Origin of the sequence: Comamonas sp. (genome assembly GCF_009360615.1) — a bacterium.
Classification (GTDB): domain Bacteria; phylum Pseudomonadota; class Gammaproteobacteria; order Burkholderiales; family Burkholderiaceae_C; genus Comamonas.
In genome coordinates, this window is record NZ_SPEY01000026.1 from 1 (window position 1) to 21,457 (window position 21,457).

Consider the following 21,457-nt stretch of genomic DNA (forward strand, 5'->3'; position numbering starts at 1 on the left):
ATGCGTCGCTGGGGTATGTGAAGAACAGCGGCAATGCGGCCTTTGGTGCGAGCGGAGCACAGGCGGGAGGAACGCCAATGCCTGGTGTCAACCAGACAGGCTTCGGCGCAGGCGTGCGGCATACCTTCTGATCCCTGGTTCGGAGGCGGCGAGTGCAGGAAGCCTGGTGACCTGCACTCGCTTTTCAGGCCAAACAAAAAAGGGACAGGGTACGAACGGGCAGAGAGTGGTGGAGATGGCAATGGCCGCCGCTCGCCATCGCGCCAAGGGCTCCGACCCACGATTGAGCCCAAGAGTGTGATAGGGCTCCCGACGCAACAGGCTCGAGGGGCGCTTCAGTCGCTGCACCAACGCGGAGGAAGCCGGCGTCGAGACGCAAGCGTCCTGTGAGCGGCGGCTGCATTGCGCCCATCGGAGCCGACCGCTTTCCCGGCCGCCGGTGTGAAATCGGCACTGGTTCCATGCATTGGAAAGGCGCGTCGATCCCGCGCTCATGGCTGAGGCGCAGATGATGGCGCAAACACGTCCCTCTGGGCTGCACAGCGGCGTCGATGCCAGACGACAGCAGCTTGCAGGAGACAGCCTGCCTCTCGGGAACGGGTGATCGAGTCGGTGAAATTTTTCCGTCTGCGCTTTGTCATGAAATCGCCATAGTGGATGAGTAACATTTGCTCACAATAGTTTCTTTGGCGATGCTGCATGCCTGAAATCCCCGTGTATCTGAGCGACTTCCGGCCACGCTTTCGCCCACCGAGTGCTGCTGATCTCTGCACTGCGGTCCCGTGCATGACGACTGAAGACACGAACGAGAAGGTCATGGAGGTTTTCAACCGCTACCGTGATCTCGTCAGCCTTCCGGTCGTGGAGGGCAAGCAGCCCATTGGGCTGATCAACCGGAACATCTTCCTCTCGCAGATGAGCAAACAGTTCCGCATGGAACTCTATGGCCGCAAGAGTTGCATTGCATTCATGGACAAAGAGCCGCTGATCGTGGATGCAGCTTTGGACATCGAGGCCTTGACTTTCAAGACGGTGGAATATGGCGAAAAGGCACTGTCCGACGGTTTCATCATTACCCGGGATGGCGCATATGCCGGAACAGGCAACGGGCTGCAACTCATGCGGGTGGTGGCAGATATGCAGGCTTCGCGCAATCGCCAGATCATGCACAGCATCGAATATGCCAGCGTGATTCAGCAGTCGACACTTCGCAGTTCCATGGATGCGCTTGCACGGGCCTGTCCTGAAGCCCATCTGGTGTGGGAGCCACGTGACATTGTCGGTGGAGATTTCTACCAGTTCAGCACCGACCCCGGTGGCTGGTTGGCGACCGTGGCCGACTGTACGGGGCACGGCGTGCCAGGTGCTTTCATGACATTGATTGCTTCGGCCAGCCTCAACCAGGCAATAGAGCAGAACGGACCCAGAGACCCGGCGAGTCTGCTGGGCCATGTCAACCGCAGCATCAAGCAGATGCTGGGTCAGGTCGACGGTGAGGATGCAACACCGGGCTCCGACGATGGGATGGATGCCGCCTGCTTCCGGTTTGAGCCGGCAACGGGGTGTTTGACCTTCGCAGGCGCACGGCTGTCCATGTTCCTGCTGCGTCCAGATGCCGACGTCGTCGAGATGCTGGAGGGGCAGCGCAAAGGGGTTGGATACGTCGACAGCGAAATCGACTTCGCCTGGCTCAATCAGCAGGTGAGCCTTCCTCGCGGCACGCTGGTCTTTGTGAGCACCGATGGTTTGATCGACCAGATCGGCGGTCCGCGCGGCATCGCTCTGGGCAAACGCCGGATACGTGAATCACTCGTTGAGCATCGAAGCAGGTCACCTTCGGAGGTCAATCGGGCCATGCTCGAATCACTCCGTGTCTGGCAAGGAGAGCACCACCGCCGTGACGACCTGACCTTTTTCTGTTTTCGTGCCTAGCCTCAAGGCCCCTTTATGCCTTCCCCCATGATTGCCGAGAAGTACGGCTCCTTTTTCAATCTGGCGCGCCAGCACCAAGTCATCTTCTACTACGTCGGGTATTTCTCGCAGCACATCGTTGCGGCCATGGCCGATGCGGTGAAGCTGCAGCTTGAAGTGGCCGGTGTCGCTGCTCCGACCCGACGCAAGTTGTTCTCCTCGTTCGTGGAGATGGCGCAGAACATCATTCACTACTCGGCGGATTCGTTGACCCCCTCCACGCTGAACAACGGCGAGCTCCGCCATGGCTCGGTCTGCATCCGCCGAGAAGAGGACGGCAGCTTTCTGCTGCTGTGTGCCAATCCCATCGAGCCTCTCATGGCCAGGGCGCTTCGGCTGAAACTGAATGCACTGCGGAGCATGACGCTCGAAGAGATCAAGCAAGCCTATCGACAGACACTTCGCGAGGAGACGCCAGAGGGAAGCAAGGGCGCAGGCATGGGTTTTTTGACCGTTGCCCGGGATGCCAGGGAGCCGTTGGAGTTCGATTTCGACGCCGAGTCTGGTGACTCGCCTGTTTTCTACCTGAAGGCGGCCATATAGGCACAGCGAGACCGTCAACGAACAGAGAAAACTGATGGAAAACCTCTACATCGCCCCCACACCCAGCTCTCCCGAGGTGGATTTCATGTTCGATGCGCATACCCTGAGCATGCGTGGCGAGTCCTATCCGGAAAATGCCGCCGCTTTCTACAGCGACATCATTTCTCGGCTCAAGGGCTACCTGTCCGTCCAGACAGGGACGAAGATCGAGGTGAATATTGCGCTCGCATATTTCAACAGCTCCAGCACCAAGATGCTCTTCAACTTGATAGAGGCGTTGAACAACTGTGCGGAGGCTGGCAATCACGTGGTGCTCAACTGGTATCACGATGAAGAAGATGACACGATTCTGGAGTTCGGGCTGGAGCTGCGTGAGGACTTTCCCGCTCTCGAGTTCGTTGCCCAACCGGTCGGAGCCGCGTGAATGGCAAACCCTGGCACTTCAGCGCCGCCAGACCTGTTTGAAGCAGAGACTCAGGCGCTGTTGACTGCACGGGCGGCGCATGCCGTCTGCGCCTGCCTTGCACCGTCCCAATGCAGACAGGCCTTGGGTGAACTGCTGCGTGCATACGAACGACTGCTGCGGGAAACGCGTCGGCTGGTGCGCCGCAGCGACCGCGCGGAGCTGGAGATGAATCAGCTGAATTCCCGGCTGCAGGATCTGGCGGCGGAGCTTGAGCATCGTGCGACCCACGACACACTGACGGGGGTGCTGAACAGAGCGGCCGTCATCGAGCTGGTGAACCGCCACTTCGGGCATGACGATCTTTCGCTGATCGTGCTGGATATCGATCACTTCAAGAGAATCAACGACAGTTTTGGCCATCCCATGGGGGACCGGGTCATCCTCGGCGTTGTTGCCTGTCTTCAGGCTGTGGTGCCGGCGTCAGCGCACATCGGCCGGGTCGGCGGTGAAGAGTTCACGGTTGTGTTGCCACGCCAGAGCGCAGACGTGTGCGAGAAACTGGCAGAGGATCTCAGGCGCGCGATTGAAAGCTGCGATTTCGAGCTTCCCGATGGAAGCGGTGTCACTGCCAGCTTTGGCGTGAGCTGGGCGCCACCGGGTGGCGATTTCGACAGCGCGTATGGCCTGGCGGACGAAGCGCTCTATGTTGCAAAGCGAGGTGGACGCAACCAGGTCTGTCTCTCGCCGTGTTTCTTGCGGTCTCTCGAACATGAGGCCTGAGCGCGTTCCAGGGATCGATCACGCACGCCGGGCCCGCGCCGAGGCAACGCTGGGCGTGTTTCCGGCCTCCGGGCCCCGCTGGCGCATCCTCGTCGTGAGCGCAGATCCCGAGGTCCACAGGGCTAGCCATGTCTCACTGGATGCGCCAATGCTGTTTGAGCGCCCGCTGCTGTTCCTGCATGCGTTCAGTGGCGACGAGGCAAGACAGCTGCTCCTGCAAGAAAGCGACCTGGCCGTGGTCATACTCGATCTTGCGATGGAGCGGGCGGGATCAAGGCTCGATCTGGTGCATTTCACGCGCCACACGGCAGGCTTGCGCAACAGCCGCATCATTCTTCTTTCCGGCCGACAGGGACAGGAGCCCGCGCTTGATGCACTGATTGAACATGACATCAGTGACTGCAGAACCCGAGAGGAGTTGAGCAGGGAGCGTCTGCACGTTAGCGTCGCCACGGCGGTTCGTGCCTACAAACAGCTCTGCGTGTCGGATACAAGCCGGGTGGGTCTGGAGCGTGTTCTGCGATCCAGTGCATCCTTGCTGGAGCTCAAGGACCACCACGAATTTGCCTCCGGCGTGCTGACGCAGCTGGCGGCTTTGCTGAAAGTGGAGAAGGTCGGTGTGGTGTGTGCCCAGGAGGCGGCCAATCCAGACGGTTGCTACTTCGTGCAGGCGGCCACGGGCCGGTTCTCCGAGCTGATCGGACGTTCTCTGGAGCGGTTGCCGCAGACTGCTGAACTGGGCCTGCTGCGGAAGGCGGCTGAAAGCCGCTCCAGCGTCTACGGCGCGAAGAGCGGGCTGGCGCTGCATATCGGCCATGAAGATGGGCAGAAGTTCGTGGCGTTTATCGATGTGCCCAGGCATCATGCGGTTCTGCATCCGCCCCTGCTGGATGTCTTCTGCGCCAACCTGAGCACCTTGCTGCACGACCGCGGGCTGCTGGGGCGCCTGAACGAGAGTGCCCAGCATGATCCTCTGGTGAATCTTCCCAATCGCGCCCATTTCGTCGGGGCCGTCGATGAGTGCGCAAGACAGGGTCTGCACGACCGCATCCTGGCGCTGATCGACATTGACGATTTCAGTGCCACGAACGACCTGATGGGGCATTTGTTCGGGGACCGCCTTCTGGAGCGTGTCGCCCGCTGTCTTGAAGATGCGCTGCCGGGCAATGTGCTGTTGGCTCGTCTGGGGGCTGACACTTTCGGGGTGCTGGGTGCCACTGGGCAGGTGCAGCCAAGGCGTCTGCTGGAGTGCGTGCGCGGGCCACTGCGTATCGATGGAGTCCCTTACAAGGTCTCGCTCACCTGCGGCTACGTGCTGTTGCCCCAGGTGTTTCGGACCGGGGCGGATCTGGTCAAGGATGCCACGATTGCACTCAGGCGCGCAAAGCGGGACCGTCGCGGCCACGAGTTGCAGTACTCCGATCAGATGGGAGCGGAGGCGCGATCCAGGGCATTGCTGCTGTCCGAGCTGAGGGTGGCGATCGAGAACCGGGAACTGTTTCTGGTCTATCAGCCCCAGCTTGATCTGGCGACGCGTAGCGTCGTCGGAATCGAGGCGCTTCTTCGATGGCGCACGAAGGACGGTCGATTCGTGCCTCCCGACCAGTTCATTCCCGTTGCCGAGCACTCTGGCCTCATTGTTGCCCTTGGCCGGTGGGTGCTCATGGCTGCATGTGCGACCATGCGTGAATTGATGGATTCGGGGGACGCACCTCGGCGGATGGCCGTCAATGTCTCGACGGTACAGCTTCAGGATCCAGGATTCCTGGAGATCGTCTGCACTGCTCTCGCCAGCAACGGATTGCGAGGAGAGCACCTCGAACTGGAGATCACCGAATCCGTGGCGGCGCTTCCCACGGAGCTTCTGATCTCCGCGCTGTCGGCGTTGAGGGCGGAGGGCGTCTCGATCGCCATCGATGATTTCGGCACCGGATACTCTTCGCTGAGCTACCTGGAACAGCTTCCTCTGGACCGGATCAAGATTGATCGATCCTTTGTCTGCCAGCTGGGCGAGGCGGATGGCGCGCGGATCGCCGAAATGGTCGTCCAGCTGGGGCGCAAGCTCGGGCTGGGCGTGCTCGCCGAAGGCATCGAGGATGCCGATGTGTGTCGCGCATTGCTCGCGATGGATTGTCGAGAAGGGCAGGGTTATCACATCGCAAGACCCATGGACAAGAAGGTCCTTCTGGCATGGCTTCGGGCGCATTGCCGCAACCCGGACGCAGAAAGTCGTCAGCCGCCGGCGTTGCCATCGGTTCATGTCTCGTTTGATTCACGGGGAGGGGCCGTGTTCGGGGCAGAAGAACCTGCATCGCCCATCCTCCCTGCCGCAAGCAGTTCCTCACGACATGCCGCGCCGGGAAGGGGGCGGCATACCTGCGCGTGAGCCGGCGTTTGCCTCCTGCGTGCATGTTCACGGAGCCCGATGGCGCACACGCATTCCGCGCCATGCTTTTTGTGCCCGTCGGGGTGCTTGTCGCCGGCACGACGGGTGTTGACGCCGTGCCGCGAAGAGGCCGATGTGAGGTTCGCGTCTCCACCGGGCGGGTTTTTCTTCGGCAGGCAAATTTTCCGGGCATTCTGGATCGGCACCTGGTTGCTGGTGCTCCAGGTCTCAAGGCTTCCCCGGCAGGCACGGCCAAGCAGGACCACCGGCGCTGTCTCGTCAAAACGAGGCAATCAGCAAAATTCGCAGCGACCGAGTGAGCATTTACGCCCCCATCTGTCCTGGGGATGCACGCTGGCCGGCGAACCACCGGCTCTGGGGCCATTCCGGGCGCCTGCCCCCATGATCCCGCCCGCAACGCACGGCAGTCCGTACACGCCAGGCAGCGAAGCCCGGGACTATTCCAGCGGGGTGCTGGCGACGTTCTTCATCTTGCCCAGGAAGAGGCGGGTGAAGAATGCGGCCATGACAATGATCAGCACAATCACGGCCAGACTCATCAGTCCGTAGTCAGTGGAAAAGAGATCGATCATCAGCTTCATGGTTCCTCCCTGTTGAGTCGCCGCAGTACTGCGGGCATGTCTCACTATGGCTGCGCAGGCCGCCAGCGGGCTTGTGCTGCATCAAGCTTTGGCCGGCCTCTCTTTGAGGCAAGGCAAGCAGATGCGAGCGGCTGATGACCGGTGCGCGCAGGGCCCTGGGCGGGCAGGGCCGAGATGCTGCCCGCGCTAGGGGCAGGCGCGCGAAGCTGTGCTATTTGCGCAGAAACGGCAATGTGACCTCTGAGGGTATGGGGCAGACGTAGGGCTTGCCTTCGCGGCGCTGCAGCAGCTCCTTCTTGGCGCGATCCAGAAGCTCGGGTTGGGCCAACAGCTCCACGGCGGTCGCCGTCAGAATTTTTGCGGCATGCACCATGCCGGTGTGCGCCAGGCCGGACTGGCCTTGCGACACCATCTGCCAGGAGTGCAGAGGCGTTCCAAAGGCGTAGCAGGCCACCCAGGCCTGAACCGTGGGCGTGACCCAGCTCACGTCGGCAACGTCGGTGGAGCCGAACATGATGTCGCTGGCTTCGGGATCGTAGGGCATCAGGCCTTCAAAAATGGTCGGCACCTTGCCGCGCAGCACGCTGGCGAGCGGACGGCTGACGGCATCGATGTCGTTTCTGTCCAGCGTGGCCTGGAACTGGCCGGCAACGGCATGCGCGCGTGCATCGGCCTGCAACCGGCCCAGTGCCTGCATCTGCGCATACATCACGCGGTTCAACGTGCTGTTCTGCAGCAGGTTGGAACAGGCCTTGTCGAAGACGATTTCGAGCTTGCAGTCCGTCATCAGGGCGGCACCGCGAGCCACGTTCTGCACGCGTGCGTAGAGATCGGCCGCTTCGTGGTTGCGAGCGGCTCGCATCAGGTAAAGCACTTCGGCGCGTGCCTGCACCACGTTGGGAGACAGACCGCCGCTATCGGTGACGGCGTAGTGCACGCGGGCGTCAGAGGGCATGTGCTCGCGCAGATAGTTCACCCCCACGTTCATCAGCTCCACGGCGTCCAAGGCACTGCGGCCCAGGTGGGGCGAGTGTGCGGCGTGAGAGGCCTTGCCGTGGAAGACAAACCTGGCCTGGATGTTGGCCAGCGTGCTCTGGCTGAACAGACCGGTGTAGCTGGCCGGGTGCCATGTCAGTGCGGCGTCCACGTCGTCAAACACGCCAGCGCGTGCCATGAAGGTCTTGCCGGAGCCTCCTTCCTCGGCCGGGCAGCCGTAATAGCGCACGCGCCCGCTCAGGCCGGAGCGTCTCAGATGGTGTTGCAACGCGATGGCGGCAAAGTGCGCCGAAGTGCCCAGCAGATGATGGCCGCAGCCGTGTCCGGCCAGACCGGGGCTATCGGTGGACGGGGTGCACACCAGGGCGCCGCTTTGCTGGTTCAGCCCCGACAGGGCGTCGTACTCGCCCAGCAGGGCGATGACAGGGCCAGCATCGCCCCATTCGGCCATGAAGGCGGTGGGGATGCCTGCCACATCACGCGTGATGCGAAAGCCATTCTGCTCCAGAGCGTCGATATGCAGTCGGGCCGAAGCATTCTCGGCGTAGCGAAGCTCGGCCAGCGACCAGATCCGGTCGGCGAGCGCCGTCATGCGTGGTGTCTCGCGTTGAAAGAAATCCTCCAGGGCGCTAATCGCTAGCATGGAAAGGGTCCTTGAACTGGGGTGAAGAAGACGGTGAGTGACAGGCAGCCAAGCACGCAAGGCGTGCGCCGGCCGCTGGGCGGGCCTTTATTCGGGCCTGACGCCGGCCTTGTCGAGCAGGGCCTTGTTGCGCCTGAGTTCGGCGGCAATCTGGGCCGGGAACTGGGAAGGAGGTGTCTCCGTTGCCGTGGCGCCCAGATTCTTCAGATGCGTTTGCACCTCGGGCAGGTGGACGGCCTTGACGGCCGCGTCCTGCAGCTGTTTCACGATGGGCGCCGGTGTGTTGGCGGGGACGACCAGCCCGAACCAGCTGATGCCGAGTTCGTTGAGTTCGTCGTAGCCCAGTTCCTTGAAGGTCGGCACGTTGGGCAGATCGGGCGAGCGGCCATGCGAAGCGACGACCACCGGAAGCAGCTTGCCGCCCTTGATCTGGGGCATGGCCGAAGGCAACTGGTCGGTCATGATCTGGACCATGCCGGCCAGGGCATCGTTGAGGGCAGGTCCGTTGCCCCGATAAGGCACGATCTGGATCTGGGTCTTCATGGTCTCGTTGAACGATGCAACCATCAGATGACCCAGTGTTCCAAGACCCGGCACCCCGGCGCTGTAGGTGCCAGGCTGGGCCTTGATCTTGGCGAGAAAGTCCTTGAAGTTGCTCACGCCCATCTTGGGGTGAGCCATGTAGACCGACGGCATGGTCACGAGATTGGCCACCGGCAGAAGCTTGCCTTCGATCTTCCTGGCGCGTTGGTAGAGCAGGGGGTTGATGGTGGCCGTGCTCACGGTTGCCATCCCGATGCTGTAACCATCCGGCGCAGCCTGGGCGATGGCTTCGCTGCCGATCAGCCCCCCGGCTCCGCCCTTGTTGTCCACAATCACAGGCTGTCCCAGCGTGCTGCGCAGGCCTTCGGCTATCACCCTGGCCACGATGTCGGTGGAGCCTCCGGCCGCAAAGGGCACGATGAGCCTGACGGGCTTGCTGGGATAGGCGTCCGCGGCCAACGCCTGCGAAGCAGCCAGGGCCCACAGGGCGCCGGCAATGGCCAGTGAGAGCCGGCCGAAACGGCCCGTAAAGGCATGGGGGCAGCAGCGGGGGCGTGAAGAGATGGACATGGAAGGCTCCTGAAGGATATCGGCCGAGCCGTGCCTGCACCCTCGGTGCTGTTCACGAATTTCTGCCGTCATGGAGATGAAATATAGAAATTTCGGAAGCCGGGCAGTCGATGCTATTTGCGGGTAGCTATAAGCTATACCGATACCTGGCAGGTGCTCTTCCCTGGAGGGATGTATGCTGATCAGTACAAACCCTTGGTTTCTGTCTGGACCTGCCCACCGCAATCAGCTGCGGCGGAAGGGATGCTGCTCGGCTTCGCGGCGCAGGCCTTTGCAGGCTGCACTCTGTCCGTGCCGGGTGACCTCGGACGTGCGGGTCTGTCGGGTTCCGGCCATCGATCCCGGCATGCTGGGGAGTTGTCATAATCGGCGGCTGTCCGGATCGGGCTGCCATGCCGGCCCGTGACGTGAGCGGTGGGCACCGGGCGAGGCGATCAGGGGCTCCGGACCCCTGGCCGCAGGGGCCGTTGAACGGCACAGGGGCTGTATTGTGTGCACAATGGTGCCCGGCTCGGACCCGCGCCTCGTGCATCCCGTTGCTGCTTTATATTGATTCGCGTCACAGACCATCCAGAGAAGACCGCATGTCGATCAAATCCATTCTGAAATCCACCGTGGTGGCCATGACGATCGCGACCAGCGGGTCGCTTTTCGCGCAGGGCACGCCCATCAATGCAGCGGCGTATGACGCGCTGGTGGCGCAGGGCCCTGTCGCAGACGCCGCGACCATTGCATCGAGTACCTGGGCCAGCAAGATCAAGCAGGCGGGCATGCTGCGTCTGGGCAGCACGCAAACCTCGAACCTTTTCTCTCTGCTCAACGAGAAAGACGGCAAGATCCGTGGCTTCGACCTCGGTCTGGCCCAGCTCATCACGCGCTATATCCTGGGCGATGCGGCCAAGTACCAGTTCACACAGGTGACCTCGTCCACGCGCGAGCAGGTGCTTATCAACAACCAGGTGGACATGGTTCTCGCCACCTACTCCATCACCCCTGCGCGCGCCGAGAAGATCTCGTTTGCCGGCCCGTACTACACATCGCAGTCCGGGGTGCTCGTCAAGTCGAACAACAAGTCGGTTCAGTCGTACAACGACCTCGGGGGCAAGAAGGTCGCCACGCAAGCGGGTTCCACGGGGCCGGCGATATTGGCGCAGTACGCTCCGAAGGCGGTCGTGCAGGAGTTCCAGACGCACCAGGAAGCCCTCGATGCATTGCGTCAGGGACGCGTGGATGCTTACGTGACCGATTACACACTGCTGCTCAATGCCCTGAGCCTCGGCACCAGCAACGCGCGCCTGGCGGGCACGCCCTTCGGTGCTCAGGACCCCTATGGCGTGGGACTGCCCAAGGGCTCTGACGGCGTGGCATTCATCAATGCTTTCCTGAAGAAGCTGGAGGCGGACGGTACCTGGGCCAAGCTCTGGACCATCTCCATAGGCCAGCGCACCGGCAGCACCACTGTTCCTGCGCCGCCCGCCCTTCCTTGACGATGGGTGAGGTTTCCAGGCTGCTTGCCGACCATGGGCCTGCCTTCTGGCAGGCCCTGTTGCTGACGTGGAAGCTCACGCTGATGTCCTTTGTGCCCGGGGTCCTGCTGGGTACGGCCATCGCGGTGCTTCGGCTCATGCCGCTGCCGCCGCTGCGCGTGGCGCTGACTGTCTACGTCGAGATCTTCCGCAACATTCCCAGCGTGGCACTGCTGATCTTCATCGTTTTCGCGTTGCCCGATCTCGACCTCGTGATTGACTATGAGCCCAGCGTGATCCTGACGCTGACGCTGGTCTGCTCCGCATTCACGGCGGATTACCTGCGCTCGGGTATCAACACCATTCCCGGCGCGCAGATCGAAGCCGCACTCAGCCTGGGCATGAGGCCGATGCAGGTGGTTGCTGCCGTCGTACTGCCGCAGGCGCTGCGTTCGGTGGTGCAGCCGATGACTTCGTTGCTGATCGCATTGATGCTATCGACCTCGCTGGCGTCGCAGTTGCCGTTTCCGGGTCGAGAGCTGACGGCACTCGTCTCCAAGATGGCCAACGACTCGGCGCTCGGCATCGCCGCATTCGCCGTCGCTGCCACGATGTATGTCGCGACAGGCCTGCTCATCGCCTGGGCAGGCGCGGTCCTGGAAAAGAAAGTGCGGATACTGCGATGAGCCGCTCCCTGGAAGAGATTCTGTTTGCAGCGCCTGGCCCGCAGGCCCGCGCCGTGACGCGGGCGATGAGCCTGATTGCTGCGGCTGCGCTGCTGGTGCTGGCTGTGGCCGTCGCGGTCCGATTCCACTCTGCGGGTCAGCTTGAGGCCCCCTATTGGGAATTCTTTGCCTGGTCGACGACCTGGCGTTTTCTTGCCGAAGGCCTGCTTGGCACGCTGGCATCGTCGGCAATGGCCGCCCTCATTTCCCTGGCCCTCGGCTTGCTGCTGCTCGCGGGGCGGCTGTCGCGGCTGAGCTTGCTGCGCTGGCCTAGCATTGCGGCCATCGAGTTCCTGCGTGGCACGCCTACGCTGCTGCTCATCTACGTGTGTTTTCTGGTGCTGCCGTCGATCGGGATCAGGCTGAGCACCTATTGGATGCTGACCTTGCCCATCGGCCTGAGCACCGCAGCCGTGGTCGCCGAGGTCTACCGCGCCGGCGTGCTGGCCGTTCCGCGCGGCCAGACGGATGCTGCGCGCAGCCTGGGGCTGAGCGAAGCGCAGGTGTTTTTCTTCGTCGTCTTTCCGCAGGCCCTTCGCTACATTGTTCCGGCACTGGTTGCACAACTGGTCATCGTCGTCAAGGACACCACCTTCGGTTATGTGGTCACCTACGGCGAACTCATGCAGAACGCCAAGGTGCTCATTGCGAACTACCATTCGCTGGTGCCGGTGTATCTGGTCGTTGCGGCGCTGTACTGTCTTGTGAACTACGCCATCTCAAGGGCGAGCCATCGGCTGGGCCGGCCCATGCACTGACTGCTCCGGAGGCAGTCCGGTGAGACGGGCCTGGGCAGCGCGAACAGGCGCAGCTTCAAGGCTGGTGACCCGCCGCATGGGCGGCATGACCGTGTCTGATCAGGGTGCATGAACGCAGCGTTGCCGAGGTGCTTTCGCTGAGCGACGTCCGCCGGCGCTCGGCCCCGGGGGCTGGTAAGCCTGGCCGATGGGCGCCGGCACCAGTCGGCGGGATTCTCGGCGCGCCGAGCTGCTTGGCGGATTCCGGCATCCTCCGAAGACCATGCTCATGGGGCATTTGCAGCGACAATCCAGTGGTGTCGCGTTGCTGCCAGCCGCTCAAGCGTGGGCGCAGGCTTTGGCCGATGTCTGCAAGCTTGCCGAATCCCGGTCATGCCGATGCTTGATGCAGCTGTGCGCTTCCCGAGAGCGGCCGGGTTCGTCGCAAGCGCAGGCCGCAGGTGCCCGCGCTAGCGACGGACGTTGTTGAAACCATTGCCATCGGGCGATGACATCCGTTGAAATCATGGCTGCTGACTCTTGTCTTTCCCAGGTGCCGGCAGGGGCTGCGGCTGCAAGCCCCGAGGGGCGCCTGCTCTTTTCCCGCCTGGTCAAGCAGGTGCGGCTGCGTCAGTTGCAGCTGTTGCTGGCGTTGCAGCAGTGTGGCTCGGTGATGCAGGCGGCAGCGGCGCTGCACATGAGCCAGTCGGCCGCGACCCAGGCACTGGCCGAGCTGGAGAGGGTGCTGGACATCCAGCTTTTCGAACGCCATGCGCGCGGCATGCGGCCCACAGTGGCAGGGCAGGCCCTGATCGATGCGGCACGCAGCATGCTGGTGGGCCTGCAGGAAGTCTCCGAGTCGCTGGCCTCCATCCGTCGCGGGGCATCGGCAGCGTTGCGCCTGGGGGCCATTCCGGCAGCTGCGCTTTCGGTGCTGTCCCGGCTGCTGCCGCGTTTTTACGAGGCACACCCTCAGGTCTATGTGGATGTGCACGAGGATGCCAGTGCCCCTTTGCTGTCGCAGCTCATGGCCTCCGGACTCGATGTGGTGTTCTGCCGCCGGCCGCAGCTATTGCCGGCGGAGTACGCCTTCGAGCCGCTGCTGCTGGATGCGGCCTTGGTCATTGCCGATGCAGACCATCCGTTGGTCGGGCGCCGCGATGTGCCGCTGCCGGCATTGAGGGGCGCGCGCTGGGTGCTGCCGAGCTTTGGTATCGCGGTGCGCCACATCGTGGAGACCGAAGTGCTGCCGGTTCTGGAGGATGCCTCCTGGTTTCCGGCCTCCACCGTGTCCCTGCCCGTTCTCGAAGGTCTGCTCACCCAGCCCGGGGCCGTATCGCTGGTGCCCCGCAGCATTCTTCCGGGACTGTGTTCCCGGGGGCGTGTGCGTGCGCTGGATGTGCGTATCGAAGGGCGCTTGCCGCCCTTGGGGGCGGTGTACCGCACAGACCATGCGCCGGCGCTGCTGAAGGAGATGCTCAGCCTCTGGCATCGGCTCGCGCTGCCTCATGCGGCAGTGCCGCAGAGGCTGTGACCGGCATGGCGCCTGTGCCGGACTATCAGGCCCTGTTGACGCCATGCGCCGCAGAGGTGCTGTCAGGCGACGCATGCGCCTTGGCAACCTGGGTCAGGGGGCGGCGACCCTGCGCAACAGGTAGATGTCCATGATCCAGCCATTCTGCTCGCGGGCCAGCGAGCGCCTGCTGGTGATCTCCGGCGCGATCTGTCGAAGCCGGCCCTGCATGAGCATTTGCTGGGGCATGCCCAGATAGGCGCCCCAGTAGATGTCGACATCGGTGTCTTGCAGCTGTTCGTAGCTGCATTGACCGTCCAGCATCACGACCAGGGTGTTCACCCCGGATGGCCAGCCGCTCTCGCGCAGCTGGCGACCGGTGGTGATCAGGAACGGTTCGCCGATTTCATTGAGGGCAATGCCGTGGGCACTGCACAGCACCTGCATGGATGTGATGCCGGGCACCACGCGTACCTGTTCTCGGGCCAGGCCCAGCCGCGAGGCGATGCGCAGCGTGCTGTCGTAGAGGGACGGATCACCCCAGACGAGCAGTGCCACGCGTCCAGAGCGGGCAGGTAGGTGGTCCAGAAGAGTGGCCTGCCAGCGCCGGGCAATGGCGTCATGCCACTCATCCACCTGCTGGTCGTAGTCCGATCCCTGCTGGCGGCGTCGGGGCATGTCGAAGTGCGCAATTCGGCTCTCTCCAACGGCCAGGTTTTGCAGCAGTGACAGGCGCACCTGAGCCAGTTCCGCCTTGCTGTCATCCTTGTGGGGCAACAGGACCAGGTCGGCGCTGCGAATGGCTTTCTCGGCCTCCCGGGTGAGGTGATCCGGGTTGCCGGTGCCGATGCCGATCAGGAACAGCTCCAGCATCACGCGCCCTCGGTGCCGTGAGGGAAACGTGGCTCGTCGCCACGGGGCCGGTAGCGGCGGTCATAGTCGTTGGCATAGAGCCGGCTGCTGCCGAATTCCTGCTGGCTCAGTGTGGCCCCGACCAGAATCAGCGCGCTGCGCTGCAGGGGATTGGACTGGGCGGCACTGGCAATGTCTCTCACGCGGATGCGCAGCAGCTGCTCGTCCGGCCAGGAGGCCCGCCACACAATGGCTGCGGGGCAATCCGCGCCGTAATGGCTGGTGAGCTCCCGCTGCACCTGGTCTGCAACATGGACCGACAGGTGGATGGCCAGCACGGCACCTGTCGCTGCGAAGGCGGCCAGGGTCTCGCCATCAGGCATGGTCGATGCCCGCCCCGAAGTGCGCGTCAGCACCACCGATTGGCAGGAGCCCGGCAAAGTCAGCTCGGCCTCCAGCGCTGCGGCTGCGGCGCTGAAAGCGGGAACCCCGGGCGTGACGGTATAGGGGATGTTCAATTCGCGCAGGGCGCGCAGCTGCTCGCCCATGGCAGACCAGATGCTCAGGTCTCCGGAGTGCAGGCGCGCGATATCCAGCCCTTGCGCGTGTGCGAACTGTATTTCGGCCACGATGTCCTGCAGCGACAGCGGAGCGGTGTTGACGAGACGGGCTCCGGCGGGGCAGTGCGCCAGCAGCTCTTGGGGCACCAGCGAACCTGCGTAGAGACACACAGGCGAGGCGGCCAGCAGATTGCGTCCGCGAATGGTGATGAGGTCGGCCGCACCGGGGCCGGCTCCGATGAAATGAACGGTCAAGGCATAACTCCAGGGATCAATGAGGTGGGAGGCGTCACGCCGGCAATCGCCAGCGTCGCACGTCGGTCTTCCGAGACGGTACGCAGCACCAGCAGACGGGCATGGGGCAGGGCGGAGCTGGCGCGTAGGGCCAGGGCTTCGGCGACGCTGCCCGTGGCAAAGCGCTGTTGCAGTCTGGCGGAACGGGATGGCGTGGCGACCCGGGCAATTGCGTCTTCGGTCCAGGTCTTCCAGTCGATCGGGCCCCGGATCTGGTTCGCCCAGTCCTGCAAGGCGCGAGCGGCACAAGTCTGGCTTCTGGTAGCCAGCAGGGCAAAGGTCCAGCGACAGGGCACTGAACCCGCACAATCGAGGGTCTGGACGGCCTGGGTCCAGCAACTCTCGAACGATTCAGCCAGGGCTCCGGCCTGAAAGCCCCAGCCTGCAAACAGATATCTCACGGGTGGCTCCAGACCCACTGCACCAGGGGGCGAGCCGGCGCCCAGGAGTGCATGCTGCCCAGGCTCTGTGCCTCGCTCCATTGCAGCTGATGCAGCTGGCCGCCATGCGTGTGGTGCAGCTGCAGCAGCAGCGCCTGGGTCTGCAGCGCAACGGCGTTCACCACCAGCCGCCAGGGCCCGGAAAGCTGCATGCACAGGGCATCGAACAGCGCTGCGCTGAAGCCGCCGCCCACAAAGACGGCCTGAGGTTGAGGTTGCAGGCGGGGAAGGGCGGCCAGCGCATGGTCATGTACCACTTCGAGCGCTGCCGCATAGCGTTGGGCGTTCAGTGCAATATTGGCTGCACGCTCGGCATGTTGCTCCACGCAGATGGCCTGGCCACCCGCCAGACACCACTCGACGGCGACCGAGCCAGAACCGGCTCCCAGATCCCAGAGCCACTCGCCCTGGCGCGGTGCCAGGGCGGCGAGCGTCATCGCTCGCACAGGGCTCTTGGTGATCTGACCGTCGTGCACGAAGGCATCGATGGGCCTGCCGGCCACCTGGGGCAGACCTGACTGACCGCGCGCTTCGAAAGCGGCCGTCACGGGGGCTTTGGCCGGCTGGCTCTCCATCAAGGCCGCCAGCTCTTGCGCCGTGCCGTTGCGCGTGCGCTGCTGGTCGCTGCCTGCCTGCTCCACCAGCCACAATGGGCTGTCGCCCCAGCCCTGCTGCACCAGCCATCGTGCCAGGTCCCGAGCGGCCGGGCCATCGCGCAACAGGCAGATGAAGCGCTGGCGCGGTGCCAGCAAAGGCGTCAGGGTGTTCAGGGGGCGTGCATGCAGGCCCAGGCAGTGTGCGTGCTCCTGGGACCAGCCCAGCTCGCCGGCAACCCAGGCGAATGTGGAGGGTTGCGGGTAATTGCGCCACTCGCCCAGCTCCAGGTGCCGGGCCAGCGATGCCCCGGCACCGAAGTGAAAGGGATCGCCGGACACCAGCACGGCCACGCCTTGCTGTCCACGCAGTTGCAGCACGGGATCGACGCTGAAGGGGACGGGCCATGCCCGTCCACGGGATCCTGACTGCGCCAGCGCCAGATGACGCGGACTGCCGAACACAACACTGGCATCATCCAGGGCTCGACGCGCTGCAGGGCTCAGGCCTTCCAGCCCTGATGGATGAATTCCGATAATGGAAAGCCACGGATTGGCCATGACCCAAGTTCTCCTTTTAGGCGGCACTTTCGATGCCTATATGCTGTCCGCGATGCTGCATGAAGCGGGGGTGGCAGCCATCTATTCCTATGCGGGGGCCACCCGGACGCGTCGCACTCCGCCCCTGCCCGTACGTGTGGGCGGTTTCGGCGGCGTGCGGGGGCTGGTGGACTACCTGATTGCGCATCAAATCACCCATGTCATCGACGCGACCCATCCATTCGCGGCACAGATGAGTGCCAACGCCATTGCGGCCTGCTCCCGGCTGGGTCTGCCCTTGCTGTCCATGGAGCGGCCCCCCTGGCAGGCGCAGCCCGGCGACCGATGGCAGCATGTGCCGGACATGGCAGCAGCCGCCAAGACCCTGAATCCTTTGTCCAGGCGGGTGTTTCTGGCCATAGGTCGCAAGCAGCTTGCGGCGTTTGCCGGCCTCGCGGACCGGCATCGGTTCGTGCTGCGCGTCATCGACCAGGAGGGCGATGCCCTGCCGCTGCCGCCATCCAGCTATGAGCTGATCGTGGCGCGGGGCCCGTTCCGGCTCGCAGACGAACTGGCGCTGCTCGGACAGTACCGTATCGACTGTATTGTCAGCAAGAACGCCGGCGGCGCCGATACCTATGCCAAGATCGAGGCCGCACGGCAACTGGGCATTCCGGTCGTCATGGTCGACAGACCGGTGCTGGAGCCGCGCACGCAGTGCCAAAGCCCTCAGCAGGCCATGGAGTGGCTGCAGCGGCCGCGTCGCTGAGCACTGGCACCCGACGAGACCATGCGGGTGTTCAGCCATGGTCTGTCACGGCCGAGGCAGCGCTGCCGCCGGCCCCATAGCTGCGCGGGGTATAGACATGCCTGCCCACCTGCCGGGTCTGGCTGCTGCCCACGATCACCACCGTGCGCATATCCGCCATGTCGGCGCGTGCATCCAGCAGCGGCACGACCCTCAGCGTTTCGTCGGGGTGGCTGACGTTGCGGGCAAAGCAGATCAGGCGTCCGGGCTCGCATTCCTGCTGCAGCACCTGCAGGGCGCGTGCAAAGCCCTCCGGTCGTGAACGGGAGCAGGGGTTGTAGAACGCCATGGCGAAATCGGCCTGGGCCGCCAGTCGGATGCGGCGTTCGATGATGCTGGCGGGTTTGAGGTTGTCGGACAGATTGATGGTGCAGAAGTCATGTCCCAAGGGGGCGCCCAGACGGGCTGCGGCCGCCAGCATGGCGGTGATGCCCGGCTGAACCTGAACGTCCACGCCTTGCCAGCGGACAAGTTCCTCGGAGCTGGCCCGCTCCAGCGTCTCGAACACGGCACTGGCCATGGCGAACACGCCCGGATCGCCCGACGACAGCATCAGCACCTTGCGGCCCTGGGCTGCCAGATTAAGGGCATTGCGCGCGCGCTCCAGCTCTTCGCGGTTGTCGCTGGCGTGCAGTTGCAGGTGGGGCAGCCCCTGCAGTCGCGCCACATAGGGAAAGTAGCCGAATGCATCGCTGGCACTGGCGATGCTGTCGCGCACCTGCTGCGTCATCAGTGCATCATCGCCCGGGCCCAGGCCCAGAACCAGGAGTTGAGGTGGCATTGTGGTCGTGCTCATGGCAGCGCATTCACATGTCGTTGGCCGGGCGACGACCTTGGCCGTGCACGACGATGATGGCGAAATAGGGGCAACGCTCGGGGGCGTCGCTCAGCGGCATGACCTGCTGATCGCTCATGGTGCCGTTGATGACCAGCCAGGCGCGCTCCAGCTTGCCTTGCTCGACCAGCAGCGCACGGATGCGGCCCAGATGCCGTCCCACCTTCATGATGATCAGCGCATCCGAGCGCGCCATGTGCTCACGCAGCGGCGCATCGGGCAGGGTCGCGGGCAGCACGCTCATCACATCGTCGCCCCAGGTCATGGGAATGCCCGTGGCATGCCAGCAGCCCACCATGCCCGGTATGCCGGGCAGCACCTCCACCGACACCTGTGCCGCCTGGCGCAGACGCACATACAGGTGCATGAAGGATCCGTAGAAGAATGGGTCGCCTTCGCAAAGCACGATCACATCCTCTCTGCGGGTCAGCTCCGTCAGCCTGGACTGCCAGTCCTGATAGAAGCTGGACAGCTGGGCGACATAGCGCGGGTCGTCGTGCGGGATCTCCGTGGTCACAGGGTACTCCATCGGATATTCCGTCACCTCGGCATGCAGCAGGCCATTGACCAGCTGCCGCGCCTTGCCCGGGTGACCGCGTTTGCGGAAGTAGGCCACATGACGGGCGTTTCTCAGCAGTCGGTCGGCCTTCACGCTCATCATGTCGGGATCGCCGGGACCCAGTCCCACGCAGAATATTTTTCCGTGATTCATGGTGAAACTCCTACTCCACCGTGGTTGCCAGCGCGTTGATGGCGGCAACCGTGATGGCGGAGCCTCCGAGACGCCCTTGCACGATGGCAAACGGAATCTCGCCCCATTCGCGCAGCGCGTCCTTGGACTCTGCGGCTCCGACAAAGCCGACCGGGCAGCCGACGATGGCCGCCGGGCGCGGACAGGCCGGATCCTGCAGCATGTGGAGCAGATGAAACAGGGCGGTGGGCGCATTGCCGATGGCAACCACCGCGCCGTCCAGATGCTCGCGCCACAGCTCCAGAGCTGCTGCGCTGCGGGTGTTGCCCAGATCAGAGGCCAGAGCTGGCACACGCGGATCCTGCAGGGTGCAGATGATGGGATTGTTCGCGGACAGGCGCTTGCGCGTGATGCCCTCGCTGACCATGCGTGCGTCGCAGAGCACGGGGGCGCCGCGCTGCAGCGCCGCTTCCGCCGCCTCGGCAAAGGTCGGCGAGAAATGGATATGCGAGGCCAGCTCCACCATGCCGGCTGCGTGAATCATGCGGCATGCAACGCGCTCCTCCACCGGGGTGAAGCGCTGGAGGTCGGCCTCGCGGCGGATGATGCTGAACGATTGCCGGTAAATCTCTTCACCGCACTTTTCATAGTTGTAGGTCATTGAGCTGTTGCTGTATATCGTGAGGATCGGATGTCAAGGGCCGATAGGGAATGGATGTCCGGGCCGGCGCCTGGGCTCCGGGAGGGCAGGCTTGGAGCCATATCTGGCCGGCCGAGTCCCGGCTGGCAAGCACCACATCTGTCGCATCGGCAGGCAGGGCACACAGCTTGGCGCAAGCGCTGACATGAAGGTGCTGCTCTGCCCTCATTGCTGTGGCGAACTGCAAGGCTATGGTCTGTGCCGGGATATGGGCCTGGGGGCAGTGGGGAGCTCCGGTGCAGGCGGACACCCGCAGGCGCACATCCGCAGGCCGGCTGATCCAGTCCCGGGCATCGAGCCGGGCAGGCAGTGAGTCCAGGGACCTGTTCGGCAGCAGCAGCGATTTCCAGGGCGTGACCCGGATCTCTGCCTGCTCGGGCATGGGAGCTGCCAGCTTCTGCATGGCCCATGCGTCCAGGCGGCCCAGCGGTGCTCCGAGCAGAAGGCCGTGAGGATTGAGTGTGCCGGGGCGCAGCGGACCGGCCGTGCCCATGCCGGCCGTGCCCGTGCCACGGGGCTCATGGTGATGGCTGGCCTCTGCAAGTCCGCAGGCGCGAAGGTCCAGGGGTGCGGCAAGGCCGCGCAATCGGGTCGCCGCCTGCTTGCTGCGCTCACGGGCAAACCAGAGAGCAATCTTGATGGCAGCCTGTACGGCTGCAGACGGGCTGTCGAAACCATAGCGGTCTTCCGATCGACCCAGGGCAAGCCCATAGCGTCCGTCGTCGCAGGCCCATAACTGAAGGTCGGAGTTCATGCTGCGCAGATGACGCTGCGGATCGTCCACCAGCATGTCGAATTTGCCAGGCAGGGCCTGCATGTCCTGCTGTTGCAGGGCCAGGGGACTGAGATCACGCGCCGCCGCCCCGGAAAGCGCCAGGGCCAGCGCATGGGTGCGGTCTCCTCTGGCATAGAACGGCGTGCAATGCACGGCAGGCGCCAGATCTGTCTGCGCATCGGCGGGAGCCAGCCTGGAGACAATGAGTGCCGCGCGCAAGGCAGGCAGGGCCGAGTCGTGCACGCCGCGCAACTGCAGGTTGCCGAGGCGTGTCAGCTCGATCTGGCCCGAGGCATGGCTTCTTGCGAGCTCGGCCAGCACCAGCCACTGGGCGGCGGTGAGGGACGCACAGCGAGGGCGCACGCGAACAATCCAGCCGTCGTGCGCCTGCATGGGCTTCCAGGTGCTGGGGCACCAGCCGCGAATCTGGAAAGGTTCAGGGCCGGACAATCTGTGCTCCAGGCGTCGAGGCCAGGGCACGGCCTGTC

Annotated in this window: 21 protein-coding genes and 1 pseudogene; 11 read left to right on the forward strand and 11 right to left on the reverse strand. The window is 64.0% G+C overall.

Annotation, left to right across the window (positions count from 1 at the left end):
* The 6 genes and pseudogenes from E2583_RS24670 to E2583_RS09565 all read left to right on the forward strand — a co-directional run.
* Window positions 1-131, forward strand: a pseudogene (locus tag E2583_RS24670) (porin); the annotation flags it as partial.
* Between the two features lie 568 nt (window positions 132-699).
* Window positions 700-1,932 (forward strand): SpoIIE family protein phosphatase, encoded by a 1,233-nt coding sequence (locus E2583_RS09545; protein ID WP_291595180.1) that lies wholly within the window; start codon window positions 700-702, stop codon window positions 1,930-1,932.
* A 15-nt stretch (window positions 1,933-1,947) separates the two neighbouring features.
* Window positions 1,948-2,514 (forward strand): SiaB family protein kinase, encoded by a 567-nt coding sequence (locus E2583_RS09550; protein WP_291595182.1) that lies wholly within the window; start codon window positions 1,948-1,950, stop codon window positions 2,512-2,514.
* Between the two features lie 34 nt (window positions 2,515-2,548).
* Window positions 2,549-2,938, forward strand: coding sequence for a DUF1987 domain-containing protein (locus E2583_RS09555; protein WP_291595183.1), 390 nt, complete (start codon window positions 2,549-2,551; stop codon window positions 2,936-2,938).
* Window positions 2,939-3,700 (forward strand): GGDEF domain-containing protein, encoded by a 762-nt coding sequence (locus E2583_RS09560; RefSeq protein ID WP_291595185.1) that lies wholly within the window; start codon window positions 2,939-2,941, stop codon window positions 3,698-3,700.
* Between the two features lie 148 nt (window positions 3,701-3,848).
* Complete coding sequence (locus E2583_RS09565; RefSeq protein ID WP_291595187.1) at window positions 3,849-6,086, forward strand: EAL domain-containing protein; 2,238 nt, start codon at window positions 3,849-3,851, stop codon at window positions 6,084-6,086.
* A 458-nt stretch (window positions 6,087-6,544) separates the two neighbouring features.
* Here the strand turns inward: E2583_RS09565 and E2583_RS09570 are convergent, their stop codons facing one another.
* The 3 genes from E2583_RS09570 to E2583_RS09580 form a co-directional block, all read right to left on the reverse strand.
* Window positions 6,545-6,688 (reverse strand): DUF3149 domain-containing protein, encoded by a 144-nt coding sequence (locus E2583_RS09570; protein ID WP_291595189.1) that lies wholly within the window; start codon window positions 6,686-6,688, stop codon window positions 6,545-6,547.
* Between the two features lie 211 nt (window positions 6,689-6,899).
* On the reverse strand, window positions 6,900-8,327 hold the full coding sequence (locus E2583_RS09575) for a M20 family metallopeptidase (RefSeq protein ID WP_291595190.1): 1,428 nt from the start codon (window positions 8,325-8,327) through the stop codon (window positions 6,900-6,902).
* A gap of 87 nt (window positions 8,328-8,414) precedes the next feature.
* Window positions 8,415-9,440, reverse strand: coding sequence for a tripartite tricarboxylate transporter substrate binding protein BugE (locus E2583_RS09580; RefSeq protein WP_291595192.1), 1,026 nt, complete (start codon window positions 9,438-9,440; stop codon window positions 8,415-8,417).
* A gap of 584 nt (window positions 9,441-10,024) precedes the next feature.
* Between E2583_RS09580 and E2583_RS09585 the strand changes: the two genes are divergently transcribed.
* The 4 genes from E2583_RS09585 (at window position 10,025) to E2583_RS09600 (ending at window position 13,902) form a co-directional block, all read left to right on the forward strand.
* Window positions 10,025-10,927 (forward strand): glutamate ABC transporter substrate-binding protein, encoded by a 903-nt coding sequence (locus E2583_RS09585; RefSeq protein WP_291595194.1) that lies wholly within the window; start codon window positions 10,025-10,027, stop codon window positions 10,925-10,927.
* 2 nt (window positions 10,928-10,929) lie between these two features.
* Window positions 10,930-11,592 (forward strand): amino acid ABC transporter permease, encoded by a 663-nt coding sequence (locus tag E2583_RS09590; RefSeq protein ID WP_291595196.1) that lies wholly within the window; start codon window positions 10,930-10,932, stop codon window positions 11,590-11,592.
* Entirely contained in the window at window positions 11,589-12,389 is an 801-nt protein-coding gene (locus E2583_RS09595; RefSeq protein ID WP_291595198.1) for an amino acid ABC transporter permease, read from the forward strand. Before E2583_RS09590 ends, E2583_RS09595 begins: the two co-directional genes overlap by 4 nt.
* Window positions 12,390-12,894: 505 nt before the next feature.
* A complete protein-coding gene (locus E2583_RS09600; RefSeq protein WP_291595200.1) occupies window positions 12,895-13,902 on the forward strand; it encodes a LysR family transcriptional regulator in 1,008 nt (335 codons plus the stop codon).
* A 93-nt stretch (window positions 13,903-13,995) separates the two neighbouring features.
* On the opposite strand, the gene cobF is transcribed toward E2583_RS09600, so the two are convergent.
* The 4 genes from cobF to cbiE are packed head-to-tail and all read right to left on the reverse strand — an operon-like array spanning window position 13,996 to window position 17,181.
* Window positions 13,996-14,754 carry a precorrin-6A synthase (deacetylating) gene (gene cobF / locus E2583_RS09605; protein ID WP_291595202.1) on the reverse strand — a complete coding sequence of 253 codons (759 nt, stop codon included), beginning with the start codon at window positions 14,752-14,754 and terminating at the stop codon, window positions 13,996-13,998.
* Window positions 14,754-15,548, reverse strand: coding sequence for a precorrin-4 C(11)-methyltransferase (gene cobM / locus E2583_RS09610; RefSeq protein ID WP_291595204.1), 795 nt, complete (start codon window positions 15,546-15,548; stop codon window positions 14,754-14,756). The genes cobF and cobM overlap by 1 nt, the downstream gene beginning before the upstream one ends.
* Entirely contained in the window at window positions 15,545-15,988 is a 444-nt protein-coding gene (locus E2583_RS09615; RefSeq protein ID WP_291595206.1) for a cobalamin biosynthesis protein, read from the reverse strand. The genes cobM and E2583_RS09615 overlap by 4 nt, the downstream gene beginning before the upstream one ends.
* On the reverse strand, window positions 15,985-17,181 hold the full coding sequence (gene cbiE / locus E2583_RS09620; RefSeq protein WP_291595208.1) for a precorrin-6y C5,15-methyltransferase (decarboxylating) subunit CbiE: 1,197 nt from the start codon (window positions 17,179-17,181) through the stop codon (window positions 15,985-15,987). Before cbiE ends, E2583_RS09615 begins: the two co-directional genes overlap by 4 nt.
* On the opposite strand from cbiE, the gene E2583_RS09625 reads away from it, so the two are divergent.
* Window positions 17,174-17,929 carry a cobalt-precorrin-6A reductase gene (locus E2583_RS09625; protein ID WP_309468076.1) on the forward strand — a complete coding sequence of 252 codons (756 nt, stop codon included), beginning with the start codon at window positions 17,174-17,176 and terminating at the stop codon, window positions 17,927-17,929. The two genes, cbiE and E2583_RS09625, sit on opposite strands and share 8 nt — an antisense overlap.
* A 31-nt stretch (window positions 17,930-17,960) precedes the next feature.
* Here E2583_RS09625 and cobJ read toward each other — a convergent pair whose 3' ends face one another.
* The 4 genes from cobJ to E2583_RS09645 are packed head-to-tail and all read right to left on the reverse strand — an operon-like array spanning window position 17,961 to window position 21,419.
* Window positions 17,961-18,749, reverse strand: coding sequence for a precorrin-3B C(17)-methyltransferase (gene cobJ, locus E2583_RS09630; RefSeq protein ID WP_291595265.1), 789 nt, complete (start codon window positions 18,747-18,749; stop codon window positions 17,961-17,963).
* A 25-nt stretch (window positions 18,750-18,774) separates the two neighbouring features.
* Window positions 18,775-19,515: a precorrin-2 C(20)-methyltransferase gene (gene cobI, locus E2583_RS09635; RefSeq protein ID WP_291595212.1), complete on the reverse strand. Its 741-nt coding sequence runs from the start codon at window positions 19,513-19,515 to the stop codon at window positions 18,775-18,777.
* 10 nt (window positions 19,516-19,525) lie between these two features.
* On the reverse strand, window positions 19,526-20,155 hold the full coding sequence (locus tag E2583_RS09640) for a precorrin-8X methylmutase (protein ID WP_291595213.1): 630 nt from the start codon (window positions 20,153-20,155) through the stop codon (window positions 19,526-19,528).
* Window positions 20,139-21,419 carry a nitrite reductase gene (locus tag E2583_RS09645; RefSeq protein WP_291595217.1) on the reverse strand — a complete coding sequence of 427 codons (1,281 nt, stop codon included), beginning with the start codon at window positions 21,417-21,419 and terminating at the stop codon, window positions 20,139-20,141. The genes E2583_RS09640 and E2583_RS09645 overlap by 17 nt, the downstream gene beginning before the upstream one ends.
* Window positions 21,420-21,457 lie beyond the last annotated feature (38 nt).